Source organism: Rhodanobacter sp. Soil_C_14, assembly GCF_057657335.1.
The window spans coordinates 209,565-225,660 of the sequence record NZ_JBDGIQ010000004.1; the positions used below are offsets into that span (position 1 = coordinate 209,565).

The following is a 16,096-nucleotide window of genomic DNA, read 5'->3' on the forward strand; positions in this document are numbered from 1 at the left end:
ATGCGCGTTTTGGTCCGGTGTCGTTGGCGTATTCGGGCGCGACAATGCAGGTCTTCCCGGTCGTTGCTCCTGAGCGTGGATCCGCAGGGGGGAGTCGAGGGGCCGCCCTTTGACTTCGCTGCGCTACGCTCAGGGGGAACCGCGGGGGAAATCCGCTCCTATCGGGTGCCCGTATGCATGGCGATGAAGATGAAAAAGCGTCCTGGCCCAAATGACCCGGCCAAGCCGAAACGCAGCGCCTACGACAAGGCGCTGGGCCTGCTGGCGCGCCGCGAGCATTCGCGCAAGGAGCTGAAGACCAAGCTGCGCCAGGGCGGCTACGAAGGCGACGAAGCCGCCGCCGCGCTGGACCGCCTCGGCGAGCAGCATTACCAGGACGACGACCGCTTCGCCGAGGTGCTGCTGCGCAGCCGGATCGCCCAGGGCTATGGGCCGATGCGCCTGCGCGTGGAGCTGAAAAGCCACGGCCTGGCCGATGCGCGCATCCGCGAGCTGATGGATGAAGCCGAGGTCGACTGGGACGTCTCGGCCGCAGCCCAACTGCGTCGCCGCTATGGCGGGGCGGGCAGCGCGGATCCCGCCGAACGCGCCCGCCGGGCGCAATTCCTCTTGCGTCGCGGCTTTGCCGCCGCCACAGTACGGAGTGTTACCCACGCCGATGTGGACGACGCCGACGATATTTCCTGACATCCATCGCCCCGCGGCCATGGGTTGACGGAGCGATTGGCCCGATCTCGGCGTGGCCCGTTGCCGCCAGCCATCGCGATCCGCATGAAAACCTCCGAAATCCGTTCCGCCTTCCTCGATTATTTCCGTTCCAAGGACCACACCATCGTGCCGTCCAGCTCGCTGGTGCCGTCCAGCGATCCGACCTTGCTGTTCACCAACTCCGGCATGGTGCAGTTCAAGAACGTGTTCCTGGGCAGCGAAAAGCCCGGTTATGTCCGCGCGGCCGACGTGCAGCGCTGCCTGCGCGCCGGCGGCAAGCACAACGACCTGGACGCCGTTGGCTACACCGCGCGCCATCACACCTTCTTCGAGATGCTGGGCAACTGGTCGTTCGGCGACTACTTCAAGCGCGACGCGATCGCCTACGCGTGGGAGCTGCTGACGGAAGTCTTCAAGCTGCCGGCGGACAAGCTGTGGGTCACCGTCTACCACACCGACGACGAAGCGTTCGACATCTGGAACAAGCAGGTCGGCGTGCCGGCCGAACGCATCGTGCGCATCGGCGACAACAAGGGCGCACCGTTCGCCTCGGACAATTTCTGGCAGATGGCCGACACCGGCCCGTGCGGCCCGTGCACCGAGATCTTCTACGACCACGGTGCGGACATCGCCGGTGGCCCGCCCGGCTCGCCGGACGAGGACGGCGACCGCTACATCGAGATCTGGAACCTGGTGTTCATGCAGTTCGACCGCGCGCCCGACGGCACGCTGAGCCCGCTGCCGGCGCCGTGCGTGGACACCGGCATGGGCCTGGAGCGCCTCGCCGCGGTGCTGCAACACGTGCATTCGAACTACGAGATCGACCTGTTCGCGCACCTGATCCGCGTCGCCGGCGAACTGACCGGCACGCAGGACCTGGGCAACAAGTCGCTGCGGGTGATCGCCGACCACATCCGCGCCTGTTCCTTCCTGATCGTCGACGGCGTGCTGCCGTCCAACGAAGGCCGCGGCTACGTGCTGCGCCGGATCATCCGCCGCGCGCTGCGGCACGGCTGGATGCTCGGCGTGCGCGGCGACTTCTTCTGGAAGATGGTGCAGCCGCTGGTCGAGGAAATGGGCGAAGCTTACCCGGAGCTTTCGGCAAAGCAGGCCTTCGTCGAGGACGCGTTGCGCACCGAGGAACACCGTTTCGGCGAAACGCTGGAACACGGCATGCGCCTGTTCGACGACGTCGCCGGCAAATCCGGCAAGGTGATCCCGGGTGTCGATGCGTTCCGTCTCTACGACACCTACGGTTTCCCGGTCGACCTTACCGCCGACATCGCGCGCGAGCGCGGGCTTGAGGTTGATATGACCGGCTTCGAGCAGGCCATGAACGAACAGCGCGAGCGCGCCCGCGCCGCGGGCAAGTTCGAGGCCAAGGGGCAGATGCCGGCCGAGCTGGCCAGCCAGCTCAAGCCCACCGTATTCCTCGGCTACGAGGCGCTGCAGGGCAGCGGCAGCAAGGTGCTCGGCATCGTGCGCGGCGGCAAGCAGGTCGACCAGCTGGGCGAGGGCGAGGAGGGGCTGGTGATCCTCGATCGCACGCCGTTCTACGCCGAATCGGGTGGCCAGGTCGGCGACACCGGCACGCTGTCCAGCGCGTCCGGCCGTTTCGAAGTCGGCGATACGCTGAAGATGGGCGGCGTGTTCTTCGGCCACGCCGGCACCTGGCATGGCGGATCGCTGCGCACTGGCGACACCGTCGATGTCTCGGTCGATGCCGCGCGCCGCCAGGCCATCGTGATCAACCATTCGGCCACCCATTTGCTGCACGCGGCCCTGCGCCAGGTGCTGGGCAGCCACGTCACGCAGAAGGGCTCGCTGGTGGCGCCGGAGCGGCTGCGCTTCGACTTCTCGCATCACAAGCCGATGAGCCACGACGAGCTGGCCCAGGTCGAGGCCCTGGTGAACGCCGAGGTGCGCCGCAACGCGGCGGCCGAAGTGCACAACATGGGCTACGACCAGGCGATCGAGTTTGGCGCGATGGCGCTGTTCGGCGAGAAGTACGGCGACGAAGTGCGCGTGCTGAAAATGGGCGATTTCTCCACCGAGCTGTGCGGCGGCACCCACGTGGGGCGTACCGGCGACATCGGCCTGTTCAAGGTGGTCAGCGAGGCGGGCGTGGCCTCCGGCGTGCGCCGCATCGAGGCAGTCACTGGCGCCGGCGCGCTGGCCTACGTCGCCGACGAGGAGCGTCGTCTGGCCGAATTCTCGCAGCTGCTTTCCAGCAGCGGCGACGATGCGGTGGAAAAACTGCGCCAGCTGTTCGATCGCCAGAAGAAACTCGAACGCGAACTGGAATCCCTGCGCAGCAAGGCCGCCGGCTCGGCGACCGCCGACCTGGCCGGTTCGGCCACGGATGTCGATGGAATCAAGGTGGTCGCGGCCCGGCTGGAAGGCCTCGACGCCAAGTCGCTGCGCGACAGCGTGGACCAGCTCAAGCAGCAGTTGGGCGACTGCGTGATCCTGCTGGCCGGCGCGGCAGACGGCCGGGTCTCGCTGATCGCGGGAGTCCACGGCAAGGCCTTGGCCCGGATCAAGGCGGGCGACGTGGTGGCACACGTGGCGAAACAGATCGACGGCAAGGGCGGCGGCAGGCCCGATATGGCCCAGGGCGGCGGCACGGATGCGCCGGAGCTGCCGACGATCCTGTCGGCCTTGCCGGAGTGGATCTCGGCCCACTGATCCCTATCAGCTTTTGCGTGTGCCATTCGTCACGACCCTGGCAGATTGCACAGGGGAATCGTGCTCAGTTACTATCGAAACAGTGTCGACGCGGTCGGAAACGCTCGTGTCGCCAGTCAGGACGCCAAGGAGTGTTTTGGCTGTGAGCCGGGAAGGCGGGGTAGGGCCTTCGACGGATCATTCGTCGAACTGCGGAAAGACGGACGCTCAGGGGTGAGGCAACGTCGATCTGCAGGCCTGTGACCAACAGCTTTTATGGAGTAGCAAAATCATGTTGATTCTGACCCGCAGGGTCGGTGAGACCCTGATGATCGGCGACGAGGTGACCGTCACCGTTCTTGGTGTGAAAGGCAATCAGGTACGCATCGGCATCAATGCACCGAAGAATGTGGCGGTGCATCGCGAAGAGATCTATCAGCGCATCAAGGGCGAAAGCGAGCCCGGCAGTGGTCCCGACGAGTCCGTCGAACACTGATCGAGTGAATTAAGCCTTTACCTCGACCGCGCCGGTCAGTATCCTTGCCGGCTCCGCAGCAATGCGGAACAAAGACCCCGGAGAGATGCCCGAGTGGCCGAAGGGGCTCCCCTGCTAAGGGAGTATCGGGCTAAACACCTGATCGAGGGTTCGAATCCCTCTCTCTCCGCCAGATACGCAAAGCGCCCCGCAAGGGGCGTTTTGCGTATCTGGCGGAGAGAGGTGGTGGACGAACCAACCGTTCGACGAATTTGTCTGGAACAAATTCGGACAGCCGCAGGCTGGCCCTGGAGCGCGCAGCGCGGAAGGGTGAATCCCATGGATGGGATTCACAATCCCCGAACACCACGCCGCGTGAAACTCCATCAAAGCCGGCGTTGTGCGTATCTGGCGGAAGACGAACCCTCCGGTTATTCGGCACATCCTGTGCCTCGCCCTTCGGGCCATCGGCTGCGCCGATGTTCGACTACGACATCCCGCCTTCGTCGTCGACAATTTTGTCTGGAACATTGTGGACAGCCGCAGGCTGGCCCTGGAGCGCGCAGCGCGGAAGGGTGAATCCCATGGATGGGATTCACAATCCCCGAACACCACGCCGAGTGAAACTCCATCGAAGCCGGCGTTGTGCGTATCTGGCGGAAGACGAACCCTCCGGTTACTCGGCACATCCTGTGCCTCGCCCTTCGGCCATCGGCTGCGCCGATGTTCGACTACGGCATCCTGCCTTCGTTGTCGACAATTTTGTCTGGAACATTGTGGACAGCCGCAGGCTGGCCCTGGAGCGCGCAGCGCGGAAGGGTTCGGCTCATGGATGGGCCGAACAATCCCTCGCGAACTCCACGTCATGGCATCGCCCATCGAAGCAGGCGTTTTGCGTATCCGGATGCGCCATCACGAAATCAAGAGCAACCCCACCCCAGCCCTCCCCTGCAAGCAGGGGAGGGAGCAGGGCGTGAGCTTGGTATCGTGTGAAACAAACAACGACAGCCGCAGGCTGGCGCCGGAGCGCAGCGCGCAGAGGTTCGGCCCAAGGATGGGCCAAACAGTCCCTCGCGAACACCACGTCATGGCATCGCCCATCGAAGCAGGCGTCTTGTGTACCTGGCTGCGTCACCGCGAGATCAAGAGCGACCCACCCCAACCCTCCCCTGCAAGCAATGAAGGGAGCCGAGCATGAACGCTGCGGCCCTTCATGCGACTTGATCGAAGCGGCGCCAGCGCTGATCAAGATGCGCGCGATGCAGCTCAGCCCACCGCCAACCCGCGCAGTTCGACGTTGCCCCGATCATCCACCCGCAACACCGAGCCGTGTTCGTACCAGTCTCCCAACACGATTCGCTCGGTCGGTTTTCCATCCACCTCAAGGCGATGGATGGCGGGTCGATGCGTGTGCCCGTGGATCAGTCGCGTCACGCCCGCTCGGCGCACCGCATCGGCTACGGCATCGGCGTTGACGTCCATGATGCTTTCCATGGTGCTGCCGGTGTGCGCCTTGCTGTCCGCGCGCGCCTTGGCGGCAAACGCGCGGCGCGCTTCCAGCGGCATCGCGAGGATCTGCGCGGCCCATTCGGGCGTGCGCACCTGGCGGCGCACGGCCTGGTAGGCGGTGTCGTCGGTGCACAGCACGTCGCCATGCATCAGCAGGGTGGGCCGACCCTGCACGTCATGCACGACACCGTCGTCGAGCAGGGTCAGGCCGGCACGTTCGGCGAAGGCTTCGCCGAGCAGGAAGTCGCGGTTGCCGACCATGAAATAGACCGGCACGCCGGCGTCGCGCACCGCGCGCGTTGCGGAGGCGATGCGCGCGGGCAGTTCGGCGTCATCGTCGTCGCCGATCCAGGCCTCGACCAGGTCGCCCAGGATGTACAGGGCGTCGGCCTGACGGACTTCGTCGCTGGCCAGGTATTTTTCGAACAGCTCGGTGATCTGCGGTCGGCTGGCGTCCAGATGCAGGTCCGCGATGAACAAGGTGCTCATGGCGGATCAATCCTTGCCGGCGGGCTTGGCAACTTTCCTGGAAGCCTTCTTGCCGGACTTTGCCGCGTTCGCGGGCGTCGCCGACGAGGCTGCCCTGGCGGGACTCGCGGCGCTGGCGGCGGAGGCCGGTGCCTGTTCGCCGATCACCCGGGCGCTTTCGATCAACACCAGCGGATTGGGCACGTCGCCGGCAAAGGGCCCCAGCGCGCGGGTCGGCATGGCGGCGATCTTGTCGACCACGTCCATGCCCTTGATGACCTTGCCGAACACGGTGTAGCCCCAGGTCAGCCCGCTCTGGTTGCCGGCGAAATCCAGCCGCCGGTTGTCGACCAGGTTGAAGAAGAACTGCGCGGTGCCGGAGTTCGGGTCTGCCCCACGGGCGACCGCCACCGTGCCGCGCAGGTTGGACAGGCCGTTGTCGGCCTCGCTGGCGATGGCCGAGCGGGTGCGCTTGGGCTGCAGGTCGCGGGTATACAGGCCGCCTTGCACCAGGTAGCCGGGAATCGCCCGGTGCAACAGCGTGCCGTCGTAGAAGCCGTCGCGGACGTACTGCAGGAAGTTCGCCACGCTCTTGGGTGACTTGTCCGGATACAGCTCCAGCGTGATCTCGCCTTGCGAGGTGGTCAGCACGACTTGCGGTGGCGGCGCCGGCGCGGCGGCCGGCGCCGGTTTGGCCGTCTGCGCGGTCAGCGTCAGCGGCAGTGACAGAAGCAGGATGGCGAGCAGGGATTTCAGCATGGGCATAAAGATGGTCGGGGCCTCGGGACATCATACGCGGCGACGCCGCGGCGCGGGTTCGCGTCAGCTGCCGGTAAGTTCCAGCCGCAGGCCGAGTTCGGCCATGGGCGCCTGTTCCTGTTGCAGGTCCGCCTCGCTGAGCGGGTGCTGCTCGAACCATGCGTGCGGCAAGGTCAGTCGCAGCGATCGGCTGCTGGCGGCCAGGCGCATCTGCGGCAGCGACTCGGCACGACGCGCGCGGCGGAACAGCACGGCCAGGCGCAGCAGCGCCGTGGTGTATCGGGCCAGTGTGCGATAACGCTGCGGCAGGGCGGTAATCACCGGCTTGTCCGGCTTGCGCCGATGCATGTCGACCACCGCGGCCAGCAGCTGCTGCTCCTGCCGCGAGAAGCCGGCCAAGTCGGCGTGCCGCAGGATGTAGGCGCCATGATGGTGGTGCTGGCTGTGCGCGATGGCCAGGCCGATCTCATGCACGCGCGCGGCCCAGGAAAGCCACTCGCGCGCATCGGCGTCCAGCTTCCAGCTGCGCGCCACCTGATCGAACAGCATCAGTGCGGTCGATTCGACCCGGCGTGCCTGGGCGCGATCCACGCCATAGCGATTGGCCAGTGCCTCGATGCTGGCAGTACGCGGATCGCTGCCGCCGGCGCGGCCCAGCAAGTCCCACAGCAGCCCTTCGCGCATCGAGCTTTCGCACACGCGCAGCCGGTCGATGCCCAGCGCGGCAAACGCCGCTTCCATGATCACCACGCCGCCGGCGAGCACGGGCGCGCGGTCCTCGACCAGGCCCGGCAGCTTGAGCGTGTTGATCTGGCCGTGTTCGATCAGCACGTCGCGCAGCGAGGCCAGCGAGGCGGAGGTGATGCCGTCGTCGCAGAATTTCATTTCCTGCACGACCGAGCCGATCGACTTGGCCGTGCCGGAGGAGCCGTAGGCATCCTGCCAGCCGGATTCGCGGTAGTCCTCGGCGAACTGCTGCAGCAGCACGCCGATCTCGCTCACCGCGCGCTGCCAGCGCTTGCGGTTGATCTTGCCGCCCGGGAAGAAACGCAGGGTCGAGGCGATGCAGCCGGCCTGCACGCTCTCGGTGTGCAGCGGAGCCAGGCCCCGGCCGATGATGAACTCGGTGCTGCCACCGCCGACGTCGATGACCAGTCGCGGCTCGCGCGAAACGGGCAGGTCGTGGGCGGCGCCGAGGAAGATCAGGCGGCCTTCCTCGCGCCCGGAGACCACTTCGATCGGATGGCCGAGCGCGGCCTCGGCCGAGGTCAGGAAGGTCTGCGGCGAGGCGAGCCGGCGTACCGTGTTGGTGGCCACCGCGCGCACCCGTATCGACGGCAGGCCGGCGATGCGCTGGCCGAAGCGGGCCAGGCAGGCGATCGCGCGTGCGCGTCGTTCGGCGTCCAGGCTGCCGTCGGCGCGCAGGCCGGCGGCCATCCGCACGGTGTCGCGCAGGCGATCGATCACGCGCGGCTCGCCATGTTCCATCCGCGCGACCACCATGTGGAAGCTGTTGGAACCCATGTCGATCGCGGCGATGAGTTCGCCATCGCGGATCGGTGTCTGTTCGGCTGGGCTCACGCCGGGGCTCCCGCGATGGCAAAGGACGGATTCTCGCACGCGCGCGTGAAAGGCTTGCATCGGTTCATGGCGATCGGCTCACTTGCAGTAGCGTTCGAGCAGGCCCTGCTGGGCGCTGTACGGCGGGTGCTCGCCGGGAGTGGCTCGGACATAGCGACCATCGCTGCCCAGCAGCCAGGCCTGGGTGTTGTCGGCCAGGCCGTTGGCCAGGGTTTCCTCGAACACGCGCGCCGCCAGGTCCGGGTCCAGGATCGGGAAGGCCACCTCGATACGCCGCATCAGGTTGCGCTCCATCCAGTCCGCGCTGGCGCAATAGATCTCCGCGTCGCCATCGTTGGCAAACCAGTACACCCGGCTGTGCTCGAGGAAACGTCCCACAATCGAGCGCACCCGGATGCGCTCGGAGATGCCGGGCAGGCCGGGGCGCAGGGTGCACGCGCCGCGCACGATCAGGTCGATCTCCACGCCGGCCTGCGAGGCCCGGTACAGCGCAGAGATCACCCGCGCTTCATTGAGCGCGTTGAGCTTGGCCACGATGCGCGCCGGTCGACCCGCGGTCGCGTGGGCGGTTTCGCGCTCGATCTTCTCCAGCACTTTCGGATACAGCGTGAACGGCGAATGCAGCAGGCGCTTCAGGTCGATGATGGGTCCCAGGCCGGACAGCTGCTGGAAGACCTTGTGCATGTCCTCGCCGATCTCGGGGTTGGCCGTCATCAGCCCGATGTCGGTGTACATCCGGCTGTTGGCCTGGTGGTAGTTGCCGGTGGACAGGTGCACGTAGCGGCGCAGCGCCTCGCCCTCGCGGCGCACGATCAGCATCATCTTGGCGTGGGTCTTGTAGCCGACCACGCCATAGACCACCTGCACGCCGGCTTCCTGCAGCCGCGTGGCCAGGCGGATGTTGGCCTCCTCGTCGAAGCGCGCGCGCAGCTCGATCACCACGGTGACGTCCTTGCCGTGGCGGGCCGCCTCGACCAGCAGGTCGACCAGCGGCGTGTCCTCGCCGGCGCGGTACAGGGTCTGCTTGATCGCCAGCACCTGCGGGTCGGCGGTGGCCTGGCGCAGCAGGTCGATCACCGCGGCGAAGCTCTGGTACGGATGGTGCAACAGCACGTCGTGCTGGCCGATCAGGTCGAACTTGTTGCGGTTGCTCTCGAGCGCCGAGGGCAGCTGCGGATTGAAGCGCGGGAACTTCAGCTCCGGCCGGTCCAGCCAGTCGTAGATCAGGCCGGCGCGGATGATGTTGACCGGGCCGTCGCAGCGGTAGACGTCGGTCTCTTCAAGCTGGAAGTTCTCGATCAGCATCGCGGTGATCGCCTTCGGGCAATCGTTGGCGATCTCCAGCCGCACCGGCCGCGCGTAGCCGCGCCCGACCAGCTCCTCGCTGAGGGCCAGCGCGAGGTTCTCCACCTCGGCCTCCTCGACGATCAGCTCGCTGTTGCGGGTCACCCGGAACTGGTACGAGCCGACCACCCTGAGGCCGGGAAACATCAGGTCGACGAAGGCCTGCAGCAGCTCGGCCAGGAACACGAAGTGCTCGCCCGGGCCGCTGACCTCGGCCGGCACGCGGATGATCCGGGGCAGCGAACGCGGTGCCCGCACCAGCGCCATGTGCCCCTCGTGGCCGAAGGCGTCGCGCCCCTTCAGCACCACCGCGATGTTCAGCGTCTTGTTGAGGATGCGCGGGAACGGATGCGCCGGGTCCAGTCCCAGCGGCGACAGCACCGGCAGCACCTCATGCTCGAAATAGCCCTGCAGCCAGCGCCGCTGGCGCGGGTTCCAGCGTTTTCGGGTGAGGATGTGGATCTGCTCGGCATCCAGCTGGGGACCGATCTGTTCCTGCCAGGTTGCGTACTGCTCGGCGACCAGGTCGAGCACGCGACTGCGGATCTGCGCCAGCAGGTCGCCGGAGCTGACCCCGTCGGGACCCGGTGCGGCCGAACCGTACGCGTGGTGGTGCTTGAGCATCGCCACCCGCACCTCGAAGAACTCGTCGAGGTTGCTCGCCACGATGCTCAGGTAGCGCAGGCGCTCGAGCAGCGGCACGCTGGGGTCGCGCGCCATCGCCAGTACCCGGAAATTGAATTCCAGCGCGGCCAGCTCGCGGCTGAGATACAACTCCGGTGCACCGGGACCGGTATCGGGCGATGGGCAACTCGGTGGTGTGGGCATGCTTCATTCTGGCCCATGACGTGCGCCAAATACATCGCGCCCGTGGCAGCGGCTTCACTCGCCGGCGTCGGGAGCCAGCAACCGTGCATCGCCGAAGTGGCAGGAAAAGGTGGAACCCGCACCGGCTTCGCTTTCGATCTGCAAGCGTGCCTGGTGCAGGTTCAGCACGTGCTTGACGATCGACAGCCCCAGTCCGGTGCCGCCGCTGTCGCGCGACCGGCTGGAGGACACCCGGTAGAACCGTTCGGTCAGCCGGGCCAGGTGGCTGGCGGGGATGCCGAAGCCGGTATCGCTGACCGAATACACCGCGCCGCCGGGTTCGCGCCGCCAGCGGATCGCGATGCTGCCGCCGTTGGGCGTATAGCGCACCGCGTTGCTGACCAGGTTCGACAAGGCGCTGTGCAGGTCCTTCGGTGAACCGAACAGGTCCGCGTTGGCGGTGGATTCCAGGCTGATCTGGTGGCGGCCCTGGCTGAGCGCCTCGGCTTCCTTGCGCACGGTGGCCAGCAGGGCGGCCATCGGCACGCGTTCGTCGACCACCTCGTGCTGGGTCTCCAGTCGCGACAGGGTCAGCAGGTCCTCGACGATCTGGCCCATCCGTTTCGACTGCGCCCGCATCTCGGTGAGCACCGGCGCCAGCTCGGGCACGTCTTCGGGGTCCAGCAATTCGAGATAGCCGTGGATCACCGTCAACGGCGTGCGCAGCTCGTGGGAAACATTGGAGACGAAATCCCGGCGCACCTGTTCCAGTCGCTTCAGGTGGGTGATGTCGTTCGCCAGCAGCAATTGCTGATGCTTGCCGAACGGCAGCAGGGTGACGTTGAGCTGGCTCGCCTTGTTGCCGGGGGCGGCGACGTCGTCGAGCTGGTCTTGCGCCCCGTCGCGCAGCCAGTCGGCCAGTTCGGAGCCGGCCAGTCGCTCGGTCAGCGACTGGCCGCGATCCCCCGCCCGATCCAGTCCCAGCAGGTTGCCCGCGGCGTGGTTGAACCAGCGCACCTGCTGGTGACGGTCGAGCAGCACCACCGCATCCGGCAGGTGGTCCGCGGCCCGGCGAAGGTCGCGCAGGTTCGCGGCAAGCTGGTGCGCGCGGGTCATGAGTCGGTCATCGTGAGTGGCGCCGGCGGCAGCGGGTGCGGCCATCATGGCCTGCTGCAGATGACGGAGCCGGGTCAGCAGCAAGACGACTCCGAGGATGGCGGCGATGGCCAGCCCGACCCAGGCGGAACTTCCGGCCAGCCAGCCCAGTGCCGCCCCGGCGCACAGGATCGAGGCGAGGAACGTGGGGAGTTTCCAGTCAGGCATGCGGGAACGGGGTCATCCGGGGGCGTATGCGGCGACCGCCAGCATCGGCAAAAGATCCTGGCGACGCAAGCGAGGCGGTGCCGTTCAGATGCTGGTGGAAAAGCGGTAGCCGGTGCCGCGCACCGTCTGCACCAGTTCATCCAGCTTCCAGGGCTCCAGCGTCTTGCGCAGCCGGCGGATATGCACGTCGACGGTGCGCTCTTCCACGTAGACGCTGCCGCCCCAGACGTGGTCCAGCAATTGCGCACGCGAGTAGACCCGCTCGGCATGGGTCATGAAGAAATACAGCAGCCGATACTCGGTGGGGCCGATCGCCACCGGCTCCTCGCCGGCGAACACCCGGTGTGCGGCCCCGTCGATGCGCAGACCGCCCAGTTCGATCACGCCCGTGCCGTCATCGCCCTGGCTGCGCCGCAGGACGGCCTTGATCCGGGCGACCAGCTCGCGGGTGGAGAACGGCTTCACCACGTAGTCGTCGACGCCGGCCTCCAGGCCGTTGACGCGGTCCATTTCCTCGCCGCGTGCGGTCAGCATGATGATCGGGATTTCGCGGCTGAGCTCTTCCTTGCGCAGGCGCCGCGCCAGTTCCAACCCGCTCATGCCAGGCAGCATCCAGTCCAGCAGGATCAGGTCCGGCACCTGTTCGGACAATGCCAGCTGGGCGGCGCGGGCGTCGACCGCCTGCATGGTTTCCATGCCGGCCTTGCGCAGGGCAAAGGCGATCATTTCGCGAATCGAGGTTTCGTCTTCAACGATGAGGATGCGTTTGTGCACGCGGTGGTCTGCCGTGGCGGATGACGAAAGTATTGCAGCGAATCCATGTTACGCGGCGATGACAGTGCGGCACTTATTGCCGCGAATCATCGCCGGGACTGTCCGCGGTCCTGATCTTGCGCTTGTGCAGTTCCAGCACCAGCGGCGTCAGCTCGGTGATCCGCGCCTGGATGCGCACGCGGGCGTAGTAGTCCAGGTCGTCGCGCTTGAGCAGCCGCTTGAGCTGCTCCATGGCGTCGTACGGTCGGCCCGAGTAATAGCTCGCGTCGGCGTAGGCTTCGCCGGCGCGCACGCTGTCGCCAGCCTTGTCGCTGGCGCGGGCGTAGGTGCTGTAGATCTCCGGTTCGCTGGCATTGTCCAGCAGCGGCCGCAACTTGCCGGCGGCGAGCCGGGCCTGGTCCTTGTCGCCGCCGGCGGTGAGCGCATGGGCATACGCCAGCGCGACCGCACGGTTGCGCGGGGACTGGGTGTTGAGTTCCGAGTAGATGGCCAGCGCGGCGGCCCGCTGGCCGGCCTGCAGGCGGGCATCGGCCACGGCCAGCTTCAGCAGCAGGTTCCCCGGGTGGTTGTCCAGCAGTGGCTGCAATTGTCCCATGGCCAGCGCGCCGCGGCCGCTGCGCGTCAGCGCCAGCGCGTAACCGTAGTGATTTGCCGGGGTGTCGAAATCGCGTCGCGTCTGCAGGCTGGACGCGTAATACGTGGCCAGCCGCGTGGCGTCGCCGGCCAGCACGCGGGCGCGTTCGCGCATCAGCGCGTAGGTGTCCAGATCGCCTGCGCGATGGGCAGCGAGCAGGGTGGTGGGGTCCTTCACGAAGGGGATCGGCGCCGTGCTCCTCGCCCATTGCTGCCGATCGATCCCGGTGGTGCCCACGCGCAGCTTCTGCGCGGCGATCAGCGCATCGGCGCGCGCCTTGGCGTCGCTGATCCGGCTGGTCGTCACCGGATGCGTCTGCAACAGCGCCGGCACGTCCTCGCCGCCGGCGCCGGCGCTCATCGCATCCTGCATGCGCTGGAAGAAGCCCGCCATCGCATTGGGGTCGAAGCCGGCCTTGGACAGCGTCTGGATGCCGACGCGATCGGCCTCGATCTCGTCCTTGCGGGTGAAATTGATCGATTTCTGCGCGATCAGCCCCTGGCCGCCGGCCAGCACGGCCATCGGTGCGTCGCCGCTGTGGTTGCTGGCCCCGGCGGCGATCGCGCCGAGCAGCACCAGGGCCATCAGCGGCGCATCCTTCTTCGAGTCCTCGAACGCACGCTGCAGGTGGTTCTGGGTGATGTGGCCGATCTCATGGGCGATCACGCCGGCCAGCTCGCTTTCGTCACGGGTGATCGTGAGCAGCCCCGAGTTCACCGCGATATAGCCGCCGGGCGCGGCGAAGGCGTTGATTTCCGGGTCCTTCACGATGAAAAAGGCGAAATGTTCCTTCGGCTTGTCGCTGCTGGCGACCAGCCGGTAGCCGAGGTCGTTGATGTAGTCGTCCAGCAGCGGGTCGTCGACCACCATGTCCAGCGCGCGCATCTGGCGCAGCATGGAGGCACCGTAATCCTGCGCCTCGCTGGGCGAAATCAGCGCGTTGGCCGAACTGCCCAGGTCCGGCAGGCGCATGTCCTGCTGGGCACTGGCGGTGCTCGCCAGCGCGGCGCAGAGCAGGGTGGCGAGCAGGCAGGGAACGGGACGTGGCGACATGATCATGGGTTCGGCGACAATAGCATTGTGACCGTGTCCTGCTGCGTCGGTTCACCGCAGCCGTCCGGCTTGAGCTGGACGCGCGCGGCCCCATTTTCTGTGAAGTTTCCCCATTGTTTGTGGAGTGTCGTGATGTCCAAGATCGAGGTCTACTCGACCGCCGTGTGTCCGTACTGCGTGTCGGCCAAGAACCTGCTGAAATCCAAGGGGCTGGAGTGGACCGAGGTGCGCGTGGACGCCGATCCCGCGCAACGCGACGCGATGCTGGCGCGCAGCGGCGGTCGCCGCACGGTGCCGCAGATATTCATCAACGACCAGCACGTGGGCGGCTACGACGACCTGGTGGCCGCCGACCGCAGCGGCAAGCTGGCGCAATGGCTGGAGCAGGGCGCATGAGCGACAAGCTTGCCGAATTCACCGCCTTCCGCCAGCGCATGAACGAGCGCATCCTGGCCGAGGACAACCAGGTCGTGCGGCGCTTCTTCGCGCTGGACACGCAGACCTACAAGGCCGGCGCGCTGGACGTGAAGACCAAGGAGATGCTGGGCCTGGTCGCCTCGATGGTGCTGCGCTGCGACGACTGCATCAACTACCACGTGGCCCAGTGCAAGGAGGCCGGCGTGCAGCGCGACGAGTTCTTCGAGGTGTTCAGTGTCGGCCTGGTGGTGGGTGGCTCGATCGTGATCCCGCATCTGCGACGGGCAGTGGACTCCCTGGACAAGCTGGAAGGCGGCGAGTCCGCCACGGCGGAATGCGCCGATCACGGCTGACCCTGCGCGGGAGCCCGTTCGCGGGCGGGGAGGCAAGGGAATGCCTCCCTGCGAGTTTCTGCAATGCTCCGTGCGAGGATTTGCAACGGTTTTCCCGGGCCATCGGCTGTCCGGGAACGGTTGCATGAGCGATAATGGGCGGTCTTGACCTGCGCCGTTCCATGCGCGCACGCAATCGTCCCCCAAGGAGTATCCCATGAACAAAACCATCGCCGTGATCCCGGGCGACGGCATCGGCCCGGAGATCATGACCGCCACGCTGCGCGTGCTCGACGCGCTGGACTGCGGCCTGACCTACGATTTCGTCGACGCCGGCATGGTCGCGCTGGACAAGCATGGCGATCTGCTGCCCAAGGCCACGCTGGACAGGATCGCCGAGCACAAGGTCGCGCTGAAAGGCCCGCTGACCACGCCGATCGGCGGCGGCTTCACCTCGGTCAACGTGACCCTGCGCCGTCTTTTCGACCTGTACGCGAACGTGCGCCCAGCGGTGAGCTTCCCCGGCACCAAGTCTCGCTACGAAAACATCGACATCATCACGGTGCGCGAGAACACCGAAGGCGCCTACCGCTCCGAGGGCCAGACCCTGTCCGCCGACGGCGAGATCGCCGAGTCGGTGGCGCGCAACACCCGCAAGGGCAGCAGCCGCATCGTCCGTTACGCCTTCGAGCTGGCGGTGAAGAAGGGTCGCAAGAAGGTCACCGCCGTGCACAAGGCGAACATCCTGAAGACCAGTTCGGGCCTGTTCCTCAACGTGGCGCGCGAGATTGCGAAGGAATACCCGCAGATCGAGTTCAACGAGATGATCGTGGACAACACCTGCATGCAGCTGGTGATGAAGCCCGAGCAGTTCGACGTGATCGTCACCACCAACCTGTTCGGCGACATCCTGTCCGACCTGTGCGCCGGCCTGGTCGGTGGCCTGGGCCTGGCGCCGGGCGACAACATCGGCGAGCACGCGGCGATCTTCGAGGCGGTGCACGGCTCGGCGCCGGATATCGCGGGCAAAGGCATCGCCAACCCCTGCGCGCTGCTGCTGGCCGCCGCCGACATGCTCGATTACCTGGACATGGTGGCCAAGGGCGACCGGCTGCGCCAGGCGATCCGCGACACCATGACGAATGATCGCGACAGCGTGACGCCGGACATCGGCGGCAAGGGCAGCACCGACAGCTTCGCCGATGCGATCGTGAAGCGCATCAAGGGCTGAGCTGCGGTTTTTCG

The 16,096-nt window shown here is 66.8% G+C and carries 13 protein-coding genes and 1 tRNA gene; 7 read left to right on the forward strand and 7 right to left on the reverse strand.

All coding sequences use genetic code 11. The annotated features are described in order from the left end of the window. Positions 1-183: 183 nt before the first annotated feature. From AC3A56_RS11635 to AC3A56_RS11650, 4 genes are all read left to right on the forward strand, one after another. Complete coding sequence (locus AC3A56_RS11635; RefSeq protein WP_487770435.1) at positions 184-687, forward strand: regulatory protein RecX; 504 nt, start codon at positions 184-186, stop codon at positions 685-687. 84 nt (positions 688-771) lie between these two features. After that, positions 772-3,396 (forward strand): alanine--tRNA ligase, encoded by a 2,625-nt coding sequence (gene alaS / locus AC3A56_RS11640; protein ID WP_487770436.1) that lies wholly within the window; start codon positions 772-774, stop codon positions 3,394-3,396. A 271-nt stretch (positions 3,397-3,667) separates the two neighbouring features. After that, positions 3,668-3,871, forward strand: coding sequence for a carbon storage regulator CsrA (gene csrA, locus AC3A56_RS11645; protein ID WP_056716714.1), 204 nt, complete (start codon positions 3,668-3,670; stop codon positions 3,869-3,871). A 79-nt stretch (positions 3,872-3,950) separates the two neighbouring features. Next, positions 3,951-4,043: transfer RNA gene (locus tag AC3A56_RS11650), tRNA-Ser, on the forward strand. A gap of 1,073 nt (positions 4,044-5,116) precedes the next feature. On the opposite strand, the gene AC3A56_RS11655 is transcribed toward AC3A56_RS11650, so the two are convergent. The 7 genes from AC3A56_RS11655 to AC3A56_RS11685 all read right to left on the reverse strand — a co-directional run bounded on the left by AC3A56_RS11655 (position 5,117) and on the right by AC3A56_RS11685 (position 14,108). Beyond that, entirely contained in the window at positions 5,117-5,848 is a 732-nt protein-coding gene (locus tag AC3A56_RS11655) for a UDP-2,3-diacylglucosamine diphosphatase (protein ID WP_487770437.1), read from the reverse strand. Positions 5,849-5,854: 6 nt separating this feature from the next. Beyond that, the gene (locus AC3A56_RS11660; RefSeq protein WP_487770438.1) at positions 5,855-6,586 is read right to left on the reverse strand and encodes a peptidylprolyl isomerase; all 732 of its coding nucleotides are present in this window, start codon (positions 6,584-6,586) and stop codon (positions 5,855-5,857) included. A 63-nt stretch (positions 6,587-6,649) separates the two neighbouring features. After that, positions 6,650-8,167: a Ppx/GppA phosphatase family protein gene (locus AC3A56_RS11665; protein ID WP_487770439.1), complete on the reverse strand. Its 1,518-nt coding sequence runs from the start codon at positions 8,165-8,167 to the stop codon at positions 6,650-6,652. A 78-nt stretch (positions 8,168-8,245) separates the two neighbouring features. Beyond that, on the reverse strand, positions 8,246-10,339 hold the full coding sequence (gene ppk1 / locus AC3A56_RS11670) for a polyphosphate kinase 1 (protein ID WP_204109035.1): 2,094 nt from the start codon (positions 10,337-10,339) through the stop codon (positions 8,246-8,248). A 54-nt stretch (positions 10,340-10,393) separates the two neighbouring features. Beyond that, complete coding sequence (phoR, locus tag AC3A56_RS11675) at positions 10,394-11,641, reverse strand: phosphate regulon sensor histidine kinase PhoR (RefSeq protein ID WP_487770440.1); 1,248 nt, start codon at positions 11,639-11,641, stop codon at positions 10,394-10,396. Between the two features lie 84 nt (positions 11,642-11,725). Continuing rightward, a complete protein-coding gene (gene phoB, locus AC3A56_RS11680) occupies positions 11,726-12,415 on the reverse strand; it encodes a phosphate regulon transcriptional regulator PhoB (RefSeq protein ID WP_056716704.1) in 690 nt (229 codons plus the stop codon). Between the two features lie 73 nt (positions 12,416-12,488). Beyond that, entirely contained in the window at positions 12,489-14,108 is a 1,620-nt protein-coding gene (locus AC3A56_RS11685) for a M48 family metalloprotease (RefSeq protein ID WP_200946162.1), read from the reverse strand. A 126-nt stretch (positions 14,109-14,234) separates the two neighbouring features. On the opposite strand from AC3A56_RS11685, the gene grxC reads away from it, so the two are divergent. The 3 genes from grxC (at position 14,235) to AC3A56_RS11700 (ending at position 16,082) form a co-directional block, all read left to right on the forward strand. Continuing rightward, positions 14,235-14,498, forward strand: a complete 264-nt coding sequence (grxC, locus tag AC3A56_RS11690) for a glutaredoxin 3 (RefSeq protein ID WP_056766433.1) — start codon at positions 14,235-14,237, stop codon at positions 14,496-14,498. Continuing rightward, entirely contained in the window at positions 14,495-14,872 is a 378-nt protein-coding gene (locus AC3A56_RS11695) for a carboxymuconolactone decarboxylase family protein (protein ID WP_487770441.1), read from the forward strand. The genes grxC and AC3A56_RS11695 overlap by 4 nt, the downstream gene beginning before the upstream one ends. Before the next feature lie 196 nt (positions 14,873-15,068). Then, positions 15,069-16,082 carry an isocitrate dehydrogenase gene (locus AC3A56_RS11700; RefSeq protein ID WP_056766430.1) on the forward strand — a complete coding sequence of 338 codons (1,014 nt, stop codon included), beginning with the start codon at positions 15,069-15,071 and terminating at the stop codon, positions 16,080-16,082. Positions 16,083-16,096 lie beyond the last annotated feature (14 nt).

What these genes read in the sequence shown, in the direction of transcription:
- phoR (WP_487770440.1), bottom strand. Translation starts at nt 11,641, where the DNA reads ATGCCTGACTGGAAACTCCCCACGTTCCTCGCCTCGATCCTGTGCGCC.
- AC3A56_RS11635 (WP_487770435.1), top strand. Translation starts at nt 184, where the DNA reads ATGAAGATGAAAAAGCGTCCTGGCCCAAATGACCCGGCCAAGCCGAAA.
- AC3A56_RS11685 (WP_200946162.1), bottom strand. Translation starts at nt 14,108, where the DNA reads ATGATCATGTCGCCACGTCCCGTTCCCTGCCTGCTCGCCACCCTGCTC.
- AC3A56_RS11655 (WP_487770437.1), bottom strand. Translation starts at nt 5,848, where the DNA reads ATGAGCACCTTGTTCATCGCGGACCTGCATCTGGACGCCAGCCGACCG.
- AC3A56_RS11700 (WP_056766430.1), top strand. Translation starts at nt 15,069, where the DNA reads ATGAACAAAACCATCGCCGTGATCCCGGGCGACGGCATCGGCCCGGAG.
- grxC (WP_056766433.1), top strand. Translation starts at nt 14,235, where the DNA reads ATGTCCAAGATCGAGGTCTACTCGACCGCCGTGTGTCCGTACTGCGTG.
- AC3A56_RS11695 (WP_487770441.1), top strand. Translation starts at nt 14,495, where the DNA reads ATGAGCGACAAGCTTGCCGAATTCACCGCCTTCCGCCAGCGCATGAAC.
- ppk1 (WP_204109035.1), bottom strand. Translation starts at nt 10,339, where the DNA reads ATGCCCACACCACCGAGTTGCCCATCGCCCGATACCGGTCCCGGTGCA.
- AC3A56_RS11660 (WP_487770438.1), bottom strand. Translation starts at nt 6,586, where the DNA reads ATGCTGAAATCCCTGCTCGCCATCCTGCTTCTGTCACTGCCGCTGACG.
- alaS (WP_487770436.1), top strand. Translation starts at nt 772, where the DNA reads ATGAAAACCTCCGAAATCCGTTCCGCCTTCCTCGATTATTTCCGTTCC.
- csrA (WP_056716714.1), top strand. Translation starts at nt 3,668, where the DNA reads ATGTTGATTCTGACCCGCAGGGTCGGTGAGACCCTGATGATCGGCGAC.